This window comes from Kitasatospora sp. NPDC097605 (assembly GCF_040302725.1).
Classification (GTDB): Bacteria; Actinomycetota; Actinomycetes; order Streptomycetales; family Streptomycetaceae; genus Kitasatospora.
In genome coordinates this window covers 26,330-38,820 of sequence record NZ_JBEOSF010000061.1, presented here as the reverse complement: position 1 = coordinate 38,820, position 12,491 = coordinate 26,330, and the positions used below count along the sequence as shown (strand labels likewise).

3 protein-coding genes and 1 pseudogene are annotated in these 12,491 nt (G+C 73.3%); 1 reads left to right on the top strand and 3 read right to left on the bottom strand.

What is annotated here, in order from left to right:
- Window positions 1–1,978: M4 family metallopeptidase (locus ABTX81_RS38175; RefSeq protein ID WP_350555291.1), on the bottom strand; the 1,978-nt coding region annotated here is incomplete at its 3' end.
- A 571-nt stretch (window positions 1,979–2,549) separates the two neighbouring features.
- A pseudogene (gene pulA / locus ABTX81_RS38170) lies at window positions 2,550–8,053 on the bottom strand (pullulanase-type alpha-1,6-glucosidase).
- A 318-nt stretch (window positions 8,054–8,371) separates the two neighbouring features.
- On the opposite strand from pulA, the gene ABTX81_RS38165 reads away from it, so the two are divergent.
- A complete protein-coding gene (locus tag ABTX81_RS38165) occupies window positions 8,372–9,283 on the top strand; it encodes a phosphatase PAP2 family protein (protein WP_350555289.1) in 912 nt (303 codons plus the stop codon).
- A gap of 69 nt (window positions 9,284–9,352) precedes the next feature.
- Here ABTX81_RS38165 and ABTX81_RS38160 read toward each other — a convergent pair whose 3' ends face one another.
- Complete coding sequence (locus ABTX81_RS38160) at window positions 9,353–12,376, bottom strand: bifunctional [glutamine synthetase] adenylyltransferase/[glutamine synthetase]-adenylyl-L-tyrosine phosphorylase (RefSeq protein ID WP_350555287.1); 3,024 nt, start codon at window positions 12,374–12,376, stop codon at window positions 9,353–9,355.
- Between the last annotated feature and the right edge of the window lie 115 nt (window positions 12,377–12,491).

Genomic DNA, 12,491 nt, shown 5'->3' with positions numbered 1-12,491 from the left:
AGGACGAGTTGTCGATGACACCGCTGGAGGCGGTCCACGGCGCGGCCGTGCCCGTCTCGAAGCCCGCGTTGCCGAGCAGCTGCGCCGGGGTGCAGCTGGTGTTGGGGTCGGTGACCGCCCAGGTGAAGCTGGTGGTCCCGGTCTTGCCCGCGGTGTCCTTGGCCGTCACGGTGACGCTGGAGTTGCCGATGGTGGTCGGGGTGCCGGTGATCACGCCGGTGGAGGCGTTGATCGACAGCCCGGCCGGCAGGCCGGTGGCCGTGTAGGTCAGCGCGCCGGTGCCGCCGGTCGCCTTGATGGCCAGGTTGACCGCGGTGCCGGCCTTGGTGCTCTGGTTGCCCGGGTTGGTGACGGTGACGCCGCCCGGGTTCGGGGGCACGGTGCCGACGTTGACGCCCGCCCAGGCGGTGCCGACCGCGATCACCTCGGGGCTGCCCGCGCCGTAGAGGTCCTTGGCGGCGTTCTCCGTCGCGGTGCGCGCCGCGGCGTAGTTGGTGGTGGAGGTCATGTACGTGGTCAGCGCCTTGTACCAGATCTGCAGCGCCTTGTCCCGGCCGATGCCGGTGACGGTGACGTTGTTGGCGGTCGGGCTGTTGTAGCTGACGCCGTTGATCACCTTGGCGCCGCTGCCCTCGGCCAGCAGGTAGAAGAAGTGGTTGGCGACACCGGACGAGTAGTGCACGTCCAGGTTGCCGACGCCCGAGTACCAGGAGTCGGCGGAGCGGCCGTCCTTGGAGGGCTTGTCCATGTAGCGCAGCGGCGTGCCGTTGCCGTTGATGTCGATGAGCTCGCCGACCAGGTAGTCCGGGTTGTCCTTCGGCAGGTTGGCGTAGAACTCGACCGCGTTGCCGAAGATGTCCGAGGTGGCCTCGTTGAGGCCGCCGGACTCGCCGGAGTAGTTGAGGTTGGCGGTGGCGGAGGTGACGCCGTGGCTCATCTCGTGGCCGGCCACGTCGAGCTCGGTCAGCGGGTGGGTGTCGCCGTCACCGTCACCGTAGGTCATGCAGAAGCAGCCGTCGTCCCAGAACGCGTTGACATAGCCGGTGTCGTAGTGGACCCGGCTGAAGGCGCCGACGCCGTCGTTGCGGATGCCGCTGCGGCCGAAGGTGTTCTTGTAGAAGTCCCAGGTGGCGGCGGCGCCGTACTGGGCGTCGACGGCGGCGGACTCGCGGTTGCTGGCCGAGCCGTTGCCCCAGGAGTCGGTGGACTTGGAGAACAGCGTGCCGTTGCCGGTGGTCCGGTTGCCCATGTCGGTGGTGTACTGGCCGCCGCGGCTGCCGTCCTTGAGCTGGTACGAGGACCCGCTCTGGGTGGTGGTCAGCGGCACGGTGCCGACGAAGACGCCGTTGCCGGTGCCGGTCTTGATGCCCTCGACCTTGCTCAGCACGGCGCCGGTGGCGGCGTCGGTGACGACCTTGAGGCGGCTCGGGGTGCCGTTCTCCTGCTTGCCGGAGACGACCGTCTCCCAGGCGAGCTTCGGGGTGCCGTCGGCGGCCCAGACGACCAGCCGCGGGGCGGTGTCGAGCGCGGAGCCGGCCTCGGAAGCCAGCGCGGCCTCCTGGGCCTTCGGCGCGGCGAGCTTCGGCGTGGTGTTGACGCCGCTCAGCACGGCCTCGCTGGCCTTGGTCACGCCCGTGGTGGCGCCGGTGGCGTCCTGGTGGACGATCAGGTCGCCGCCGAGCACCGGCAGGCCGGCGTAGGTGCGCTCGTAGCGCAGGTGGCGGGCGCCGTTGGCGTCCTGGACGACGTCCTTGGTGACCAGCTTCTCGTCACCGGTCAGGCCCAGGGTCTGGGCGATGCCGGCGGTCTGCTGGTTCGCGGAGGCGATCAGCTCGGCCCGGCTCGCCTGCTGCGCGGCGACGGCCGCCGGTGCGTCAGGGGTGGCCGCCTGCGCGATGACCGGGATGCCGGTCACCAGCAGCGCGGTGGTTGCGGCCATGACAACCGCGGCCTTCCGGGCGTGGGCGTAACGGGACATGCGGACTCCTTTTCCGACCACCGCGGGGTTCGCGGAGGTGGAGAGAACCTGGCCGCGGGGTTGCGACTCAGTGGGGGCCCCCGCCGCCGATACGCGGCGCGGGTGCGGTTGCGGAGCAAGGTGGTCGAGCGTTTTCCGGCAGGGGACGCGCTGTTCCTCACCTGGGACAGCCGCATCGGGGGGTGGGGTCCCCTCGTCTGCAGCCGCAGGAATCGTGGCAGCAAACGAGCCGTTAATGACAGATGCATGCCATGGATTGGCCGATTAGCTACCGACTCGTACATCCGTCAGGGGGGCGGCAGTGTTACGGCGGTAAGAACTTCCGAAGATCGTTTTCATTTCCGCCGAAAAAGTTTGGCCACCCCCGGCGGGCACTGACCAGCGCTCAGGGGCCGCACCGGGCCCGGTCGGCGGGGGACAGCGCCGGACGGGCGCGGCACGTCACCTTTCCGGCCGTGCCATGGGCGGTTTTCGGACAACTCCATACATTGAATGGAACCGGAAGCGGCTTGAAACGGTCAGGGCCCCGCACCACCGGAGGAGGTACGGGGCCCTGGCGGGCGATGCTCCGTCAGCCCTGGACGAACACCGCCACGGTGCGGCCCGGCACGGTGAAGGTGCCGGTGGCGGCGTCGAAGCCGGCCTGCTTCACCACCGGATCGGCGCCCCGCGCCTGCACCGGGTGCAGTGCCTGGGCGGTCCCGGCGAGCGCTGCCACGGTCTGGCTCGCCGCGGTCGGCGCGGCGTTGAAGACCACGGTGACGCCCTTCTCCGCACCCGGCAGCCCGGTGCCGTCGAGGTGCAGGGTGATCACCCCGGGCAGCTCCCCGGGCGTGCCGGACAGCGGGTAGGAGAGCCGCTGCTGGACGGCCGCCAGGGTGGGCAGCGCGAACAGCGGCGAGGAGCGCTTGATCCGCAGCAGGTCCTGGTACTGCGCGCTCGCCGCCCGGATGTCGGCCGCGCCGACGGTCAGCCGCGGATCGGCCAGCAGGCCCTTGGCGGCGGGCCACATCTCCCGGTTGTCCGCCGCCGGCGGCAGGCCGCGGCCCCAGCCGTTGCCCCGCGCCGGGTCCCAGTGGATGGCGTTGAACCAGTCACCGGAGTCGTAGGAGTTGGCGTCCAGCGACTTGGAGCGCAGCAGGTCGCTGCCGGCCTGGGCGAAGCCCGCGCCCTGGGAGAGCGCGGTCAGCGACAGCGCCAGCGCCTGCGCCCGGGCCCGGTCGGCGGGCGCGGTGCCGGCCGGCAGCTTGTACGCGAGCGCGTCGAACAGGTCGGCGTTGTCGTGCGCGTCCACGTACGCGACGGCCTCGCCGGGCCGGGCCGCGTAGCCGGTCGGGGCGCCGTTGTAGTCGACGTCCTTGCCGGTGACGGTCCGTCCGGAGCTGTCGGTGAAGGAGTAGCCGGCCAGGTTGCCGGTCAGCCCCACCTTGAGCTGGTCCATCTGCCGCAGCAGCCGGGCCCGCTGCTCCTCCGGCGTCCCGTTGGCGGGCGAGCCGTTGGGGTCGGTGAACAGGCCCGAGGCGAAGCCCTGCCGGGGCGCCGAGGAGAGCTGGAAGTTACCGCCGCGGGCGGCGTCCCGGAGCCGGTCGTCGAAGGTGGCGATGCCGGTGCCCGCCATGTTCAGCTGGGTGGCCTGTTCGAACCGGGCGTTGTTCGCGACCACGCCGAAGTTCCAGCCCTCGCCGTAGAGCAGGACGTTCTTCCCGTCCACGCCGTCCGAGTCCGGGGTCATCCGGCGCAGCGCGGCCTGCACGTCCAGCATGGTGGACTTCGGGTCCAGGCCCATCAGGTCGAAGCGGAAGCCGTCCACCTTGTACTCGCGGGCCCAGGTGGTGACCGAGTCGACCACCAGGCGGTTCATCATGGCGTGCTCGGGCGCGGTGTCGGCGCAGCAGCTGTCGGTGGTCACCCTGCCGTCGGCGTCCAGCCGCTGGTAGTAGCCGGGCACCACCCTGTCCAGCACGGAGTGCGCGTCCTGGCCGCTCGCGGCGGTGTGGTTGTAGACGACGTCGAGCACCACCCGCAGGCCCGCCGCGTGCAGCGCCTGCACCATCCGCCGGAACTGCACGGTGCGCGCGGTCCCTTCGGGGTCGGTGGCGTACGAGCCCTCCGGCACCGTGTAGTGCAGCGGGTCGTAGCCCCAGTTGTAGGCGTCCTCGGCGGCGACGGCCGCCACGCACTCCTGCTGCCGCTCACTGTCGGCCGCCAGCGCCGCGAGGTCGCAGGCGGGCAGCTTCTGCTCGGCCCGGTTCTCCCGGACGGTGGCGATGTCGAAGGTCGGCAGCAGGTGCACGGTGGTGACGCCGGCTGCGGCGAGCTCGCGCAGGTGCTTCATGCCGGCCGACCCGGACTCGGTGAACGCCAGGTATGTGCCGCGCTCCGGGGCCGGGACGGTGTCGTCGGCGACCGAGAAGTCACGGACGTGCAGCTCCTGGATCTGCTCCCGGCCGAGCGGCACGGCCGGCGGCGCGGCGTGCTCCTCCCAGCCCTGCGGCTTCAGCTCCTTCGCGGCGAGGTCGGCGACCAGGCTGCGCCGCGAGTCGGTGGAGAGCGCGACGGAGTAGGGGTCGGTGACGGTGTTGACCACCACCCGCTGGACGGCCGGCGCCCAGACCTTGACCTGGTACAGGTAGTACTTGCCGTCCAGTTCCGCCTTGTCGCGGACCACCTCCCAGACGCCGGTCTCGTCGTCGAGCTTGAGCGGCAGGGTCTTCGGGGTGCCGCCGGTGGCGGTGTCGAAGACCTGGACGGAGACCTCCTGGGCGGTCGGCGCCCAGAGCGAGAGCGCGACCTTGCCGCGGTAGTACGCGGGGCCGAAGTCGACCCGGCCGGTGCGGCGGGCGTACAGGTCGTCGAGCACGCCGGGCAGCTGCACGCCGGTGGCGGCCAGCACGGCGCCGCTGGGCAGGTGCTCGGTGAAGAGCAGCTGGCCGCGCAGCGCGGCGGGCACCCGGGCGGTGTCGCGCGGGTCGACGGTGAAGGCGCGGTAGCCGGCCAGGTGCGGGTGGGCGGCCTTCTGGGCGTCGGTCAGCCCGCCCGGCACCGGGTCCAGCCGGATCCACCGGCCGGACTTGCCGAGCGCGCCGTTCTCCGCGCGGATGCCGCCGGCCGGGTCGTGGACCAGCTGGGCGCTGGTGCCGGAGGCCAGGGCGGCGTCCCCGGCGCCGTACCCGGGCGGGACGACGACGGTCCGCGCGTCGATCCACTGGGCCTTGGCCGTGCCGGGGTCCAGCTGGGAGGAGGCGCCGGCGGTCTGCGGCAGCAGGTAGCCGGCGCGGCCGCCGAGGATCCAGACCTCGCGGCCGTCGGCGGCCAGGTCGAGGGACTGGTCGTCGGGGAGATCCTTGTCGTTGCCCTTGTGCAGGATGTAGCTGAGGCCGGTCGCGCCGGCGGCGAGCGGCACCTCGAAGACGGCGCCGAAGGCGTCGCGGCGCACCGGCTGCAGCGGGTTGCCCCAGTCGGTGGGGGCGGCGGCGCCGGTCCAGGTGTGCAGGCCCCAGCCGTCGTAGTCCCCGTCGGCCCGGTTGTAGTGGAGCACGGCGGTGCCGGCGGGCTGGGTGTTCACCGGGCCGGGGTTGGTGGTGCGCACGGCCGGGTCGCCCTCGGCGACCCAGACCTCGCCGGTGGAGCCGACGTCCAGGTGCCGGTCGCCTCGACGTCCTTGACCCCGTTCTTCTCGACGACGAAGCCGACGTCCGAGGCGCCCGGCTTGAGCTTCACATAGGCGAAGGCGCCGTAGGCGTCCCGGCCGGTGAAGGGGTGCCCGGCCGGCCACGGGGTGCTCTCGCCGTCGGCGAGGTCGCCCCAGGCGTAGAGGTTCCAGCCGTCGTAGTCGCCGTCCTTGCGCTGGTAGTGGACGACCGCGTACGGGCGGGTGGTGGCGGTGGGCACCGGCTGGGGCGCGGGGGTGCCGGTGGTGAAGCCGCCGGTGACGGAGGCCAGCCGGCCGCCGGCGTCCTGGACCACGGCCTTGTAGCGCACGGGCGTGCCGGGGGCGACGCCGGCGAGGTCCTGGGTGACGGCGTGGCGTCCGGTGTCGGAGGTGCCGAGCACCTGCCAGGGCCGGTCGCCGACCTGGGCGGCGAAGGTGACCCGGCCGAAGCCGCCGCCGGGGACGTCCGCGCCGACGGTGACGGTGCCGGTGGAGCCCTCGGCGGGAGCCTTGAGGGTGATCGTGGGCGCGGCCGTGGCGGGGGCGGGCTTCCCGGCGGCCTTGAGCACCACGGAGGAGAGCGCCGGCACGGTGACGGTGACCTTGCGGTCGGCGCCGCTGGTGGTCCGCTCCCCCGCGGCCGGGTAGATCCGCTCGAAGCCCTGGCCGGCCGAGAAGGTGTCCAGGGTGACGGTCTTCGCCTCGGTGGCGTTGTTGACCGCGACCAGGTACTCGACCTGCTGGGCCGCGTCGATCCGGGAGAAGGCGTAGACGCCCGGGCCGTCGGCGGCGTACCGCTCGATCTGGGCGCCGTCGGCGAGCGCCGGGTGGTCGCGGCGCAGCTTGGCCAGGGCCGCGATGTCCCGGTACGGCTCGCCGCCCTCGCCGTAGCGGTCGGCGGAGCCGGGGGCGCCGCCGAGCACCCGGTCGGTGTTGTAGGAGGGGGTCTGCGAGGCGAAGAGGTCCTGCCGGGCGTCCTTGTCGCCGCCGGCGCCGGTGAAGCCCTGCTCGTCGCCGTAGTAGACGACGGGCTGGCCGCGGGTGAGGAACATCAGCTCGTTGCCGAGCCGGTCCTTCTTCAGCAGGGTGGCCTCGTCGGCGCCCGGGTTGTCGGCGAGCAGGAAGGAGCCGAACCGGCCCATGTCGTGGTTGCCGAGGAAGGTGGGCAGCTCGTAGGCGTCGGTGTCGGCGGTGGTGTAGCGGTAGTCCTGGCCGTAGAGGTCGGCGAGGGCGCGTGCCGAGCCGCTCCGGGAGGCGTAGGAGCGGGCGGCGTTCTGGAACGGGAAGTCCAGGGTGGCCTGCAGCCGGCCCTTGGTGACGTAGGGGGCGGTGACCGCCGGGTCGCCGGAGTAGACCTCGCCGAACATGAAGAACCTCTTGTTGCCCTGCTTGGCGGCGAAGTCCTTGAGCGCGGGCGCCCACTGCTGCCAGAAGGCCAGGTTGACGTGCTTGACGGTGTCGATCCGGAAGCCGTCCACGCCGGCGTCCTTGACCCACTGCTGGTACACCTTCTCGAAGCCCTTGACCACCTTGGGGTTCTGGGTGTCGAGGTCGTCGAGGCCGGAGAAGTCGCCCTCGGTGGCGGACTCGCCGGCGAAGGTGGAGTCGCCCCGGTTGTGGTAGAGCGCGGGGTCGTTGAGCCAGGCCGGGGTCTTGGCGGTGGCGTCGGCCGGCTTGCGGAAGACCGGGCTGTAGGGGAAGGAGTCCTTGGTGAGCTTCGGCCAGGCGGCGCCGCTGTCGGCGAGCGCGGTCTCGTCGACCGGACTGCCGTCGGCGTCCAGCACCGGGTAGGCGCCGGTGCTGCGGTAGCCGTACTGCTGCTGCCGGTAGTCGATGACATCGGCGGTGTGGTTGGTGATGACGTCGAAGAAGACCTTGATGCCGCGCGCGTGGGCCTTGGCGATCAGCTCCTTCAGCTGCTCATTGGTGCCGAAGTGCGGGTCGACCCGGGTGAAGTCGGTGATCCAGTAGCCGTGGTAGCCGGCGCTGGCGTTGTCACCGGTGCCCTGGACCGGCTTGTTGGCGAAGATCGGCGCCATCCAGATCGCGGTGGTGCCGAGGTCCTGGATGTAGTCGAGCCGCTGGATCAGCCCGGCCAGGTCGCCGCCGTGGTAGAAGCCCTTGTCGGCCGGGTCGAGGCCGTGGTCCAGGCGGGTACCGGTGATGCCTCCGGTGTCGTTGCCCCGGTCGCCGTTGGCGAAGCGGTCCGGCAGGACGAAGTAGAACTGCTCGCGGGTGAGGTCGTGCCGCCCGGCGGTGGCGGCGAGCGCGGCGTCCGAGGGCGGGCCGGGCGGGGCGGCGGCGAGCGCGGCCGGACCGGCGGTGCCGAGGGTGGCGGCGGTCAGCGAGGCGGCGAGCAGCACCGCCGTCCGGCCGGGTCTGCGAGGGGTGCTCCGCCTGCGGCGGGGCGGGAGTTCGGCCACGGATGGCTCCCTTGCGGGGGTGAGGGTGGTCGGGTTGCCGAGACGCTAGCGGCCTGCAATATGTTTCAGCAAGATGCAGAAAGCGTTTCGGGCAGGAAGAACGCGTCCCCCTCCTGCTGCCCCACCCCCGATTGCGCCACCCGGCCCTCCCGGCATGACAATGGGTCGTATGCCCGTCCCACCGGTCCGCACCAGACCCGATCGCACCCCCTCTCCCGGTGGGAGCCACCCCCTACCTCTCAAGGGGGACAGCCGGTGAAGAATCCACTTCCGGAGGATGAGCGGACGGCTACGGGACGTCTGGCAGACTTCTCGTCCATGGGGGAACCGACCGAGATCCAGCAGAACGGCGGCCGCATGCCCGACGGAGCCACCCGCGCCGCCCAGACCCGTACCGCGGCCCTGCGCGAGCGCGCCCGTGAGCAGCGCCGTTCGCCGGCCCGGCCGCGGATCTGGTTCGAGCTGGCACTGATCGGCATCAGCTACTGGGTCTACTCACTGGTGCGCAACGCCGTTCCCGAGCAGGAGTCGGTGGCGCAGAAGCACGCCGGCTGGATCTGGGACCTCGAACACTCCCTCGGCATCGCCGTCGAGCGTTCGGTCAACCACGCGGTGGACAGCGTCGGCTGGCTGATCACCGGTATGAACTACTACTACGCGACGCTGCACTTCGTGGTGACCATCGGCGTGCTGGTCTGGCTCTACCGCTGGCACCCGGGTCGCTACGGCGCGGTGCGCACGGTGCTGTTCGTCACCACCGCGATCGCGCTGGTCGGCTTCTACTTCTTCCCGCTGGCCCCGCCCCGGCTGATGACCGACGGCGGCTTCATCGACACCGTGAAGACCCACGGCACCTGGGGCTCGATGGCCTCCGGCCCGGCCACCCATGTCTCCAACCAGTTCGCCGCGATGCCCTCGATGCACATCGGCTGGTCGACGTGGTGCGGTCTGACCATCTTCTTCCTGGCCCGCCGGACCTGGGTCCGGGTACTCGGCCTGCTCTACCCGGTCGCCACCCTGGTGGTGATCGTCGCGACCGCCAACCACTTCTGGATGGACGCCGTCGGCGGCCTGCTCTGCCTGCTGGTGGGCTTCCTCGCCGCGCGCTGGCTCTACCACTCCTGGGTCTACCGCCTCCCGCAGGTGCCCGCCCGGGAGGAGAAGCCGGCCGAGCCGGTCACCGTCCCCGAGCAGTGGAGCGAACCCGCGGTGACCACCGTGCGACGCTAGCGCCGGAACGGACCTCGGAGGGCCCCCGGAGTACCGGGGGCCCTTTGTCGTTCCCCCTTCCGCCGGCCGTCACCCGTAGAAGAGCCGTTCCACCACCGACCGGGCCCGCCGGGTGGTGCGCCGGTAGTCGTCCACCAGTTCGCCGCTGTGCCCGGCCCCGTACCCCAGGTAGCGGGCCACCCCCGCCAGCTCCCGGGCGTCCGCCGGGAAGGAGTCGCCCGGCCGGCCGCGCACCAGCATCACCGCCGAGCGCACCCGGGAGGCCAGCACCCAGGCCGCGTCCAGCACCTCCGCGTCCTCGGCGCCGACCAGCCCGGCCCCGGCCGCCGCCGCCAGCGCCGCCCTGGTCCGGGTGGTGCGCAGCCCCGGCAGCCCGTGCCCGTGCTGGAGCTGGAGCAGCTGGACGGTCCACTCGACGTCCGCCAGCCCGCCCCGGCCGATCTTGGTGTGGGTGGTCGGGTCGGCGCCGCGCGGCAGCCGCTCCGCCTCGATCCGGGCCTTGATCCGGCGGATCTCCAGCAGGTCCCGCTCCGGCACCCCGGTGCCCGGGTAGCGCAGCGGGTCGATCAGCTGCCGGAACCGCTCCCCCAGCTCCGGGTCGCCCGCCACCGGCTCGGCCCGCAGCAACGCCTGGCTCTCCCAGGCGTGCGACCAGCGCCGGTAGTACGCCGCGTACGAGGCGAGCGAGCGCACCAGCGGGCCGTTGCGGCCCTCCGGCCGCAGGTCGGCGTCCACCTCCAGCGGCGGCTCGGTGGACGGCGCGGCCAGCAGGGCGCGCAGTTCCAGGCAGACCGCCTGGGCGGCTCGGGCGGCGTCCTCCTCCAGCGAACCGAGCAGCGGCTCGTGGACGAAGAGCACGTCCGCGTCCGAGCCGTAGCCCAGCTCGTGCCCGCCGAACCGGCCCATCGCGATCACCGCGATCCGGGTCGGCAGTGCGCCGTTGCGGGCCTCCCAGCCGGCCACGCAGGCCCGCAGCGCGCCCTGCAGGGTGGCGGCGTTCAGCGCGGTGAGCGCCTCGGCGGCGGTGTCCAGCGCCTGCGCCGGGTCCTCACCGAACCGGCCGAGCACATCGGCGGCGGCGGTGCGGAACAGCTCGCGGCGGCGCACCGCCCGGACGGCGGCCACCGCGGCGGCGGTCGAGTCGGCCCGGCCGGCGGCGGCCAGCCCCTCCCGCTCCACCGCGGCCCGCCCGCGCGGCACCAGGCCCCGCGGGTCGCCGAGCAGGGCGACCGCCTCGGGCGCGCGCAGCAGCAGGTCGGGGGCGAGCCTCCCGGCCGACAGCACCCGCGCGAGCTGCTCCGCGGCGGCGCTCTCGTCGCGCAGCAGCCGCAGGTACCAGGGGGTGCGGCCGAGCGCGTCGGAGACCTGGCGGAAGTTGAGCAGCCCGGCGTCCGGATCGGCGGAGTCGGCGAACCAGCCGAGCAGCACCGGCAGCAGGGTGCGCTGGATGGCCGCCTTGCGGCTGACCCCGGAGGCGAGCGCGCTCAGGTGGCGCAGCGCGGCGGCCGGGTCGGCGTAGCCGAGCGCCTCCAGCCGGGCCCGGGCCGCCTCGGGGCGCAGGCCGGCCGCGCCGGGCGGCAGTTCGGCGACGGCGTCCAGCAGCGGCCGGTAGAACAGCTTCTCGTGCAGCCGGCGCACCTCGACCGCGTGCCGCTTCCACTCCCGCTGGAGCGCGGCGACCGGGTCGGCCCGGGTGTCGTCGTTGATCAGCGGGGCGAGCGAGCGGGCGAGCCGGCGCAGGTCCTCCTCGCCGGTGGGCATCAGATGGGTGCGGCGCAGCCGGTGCAGCTGGATCCGGTGCTCCAGCGAGCGCAGGAACCGGTAGGCGGTGTCCAGCGAGGCGGCGTCGGCGCGGCCCACGTACCCGCCCCGGGAGAGCGCTGCCAGCGCCTCCAGGGTGTTGCCGCTGCGCAGCGCCTCGTCGGTGCGCCCGTGCACCAGCTGGAGCAGTTGGACGGAGAACTCGACGTCGCGCAGCCCGCCGGGGCCGAGCTTGAGCTGGCGGTCCAGCTCGGTGACCGGGATCGAGTCGATCACCCGGCGGCGCATCTGCTGCACATCGGCGACGAAGTTCTCCCGGGCGGCGGCCTGCCAGACCATCGGCGCCAGCGCGGCGGTGTACGCCTCGCCGAGCTCCTGGTCGCCGGCCACCGGGCGGGCCTTGAGCAGCGCCTGGAACTCCCAGGTCTTGGCCCAGCGCTGGTAGTACGCCAGGTGGCTGGCCAGGGTGCGGACCAGCGGGCCGTTGCGGCCCTCGGGGCGCAGATTGGCGTCGACCGGCCAGATGGTGCCCTCACCGGTGGTGTCGGCGCACAGCCGGGTGAGCGCGGCGGCCAGCCGGGTGGCGGCCTGGACCGCCTCCTGCTCGTCGACGCCCTCGCGCGGCTCGGCCACGTAGATGACGTCGACGTCGGAGACGTAGTTGAGTTCGCGCCCGCCGCACTTGCCCATGCCGATGACGGCCAGCCGGCAGGCCGCGGCGGCGTCCGGGTCCTCGGCGGCGGCCAGGTCGAGGGCGGTCTGCAGGGTGGCGCCGGCCAGGTCGGCGAGTTCGGCGGCGGTCTGGGCGAGGTCGGTGGTGCCGGTGAGGTCGCGGGCGGCGATGGCCAGCAGGCAGCGGCGGTAGGCGACGCGCAGCGCGTCGGCCGGGCGGCCGGCGGTGTCGGCGGCGAGGGCCTCGGCGAGCGCGCGGCGGAAGTCCTCCGGACCGGGATGCATGTCGCGCAGCTCGAAGGTGACCAGCACGTGCCAGTCGTGCGGGTGCCTGGCCAGGTGGTCGGCGAGCGCGGTGGAGGCGCCGAGCACGCCGAGCAGCCGGTCGCGCAGCGGCTTGGACGTGGTCAGGGTGTCCCGCAGGGTCTGCCGGTCGGCCGGGCCGGCGGCCTCCAGCAGCCGGGACAGGCCGAGCAGCGCGAGGTCGGGGTCGGCGGTGGCGGCGAGCGCGTCGAGCAGCAGCGGGTCCGTGGCGAGACCGTCCAGGGCCGGTTCGGCGAGCAGCCGCAGCGCCCGCGCCGGATCGGTGAACCCGCGCCGCACCAGCCTGATCTCCGGCCGGCTGACCCGGCTGCCGGCCCGCTGTTCCTCCACCGCCATCGGCCTCTCCGTCCGTCCGCTCAGCAGGTTACGCGCCCTCGGCCCACGGGGCGTGCCGGACCGGACCGGGCCGGGGAACACGCCGACGGGCGGTGCGCCGTTCCGCGCACCGCCC

Coding starts and splice junctions, on each gene's coding strand:
- ABTX81_RS38165 (WP_350555289.1), top strand. CDS start 8,372: ATGGGGGAACCGACCGAGATCCAGCAGAACGGCGGCCGCATGCCCGAC.
- ABTX81_RS38160 (WP_350555287.1), bottom strand. CDS start 12,376: ATGGCGGTGGAGGAACAGCGGGCCGGCAGCCGGGTCAGCCGGCCGGAG.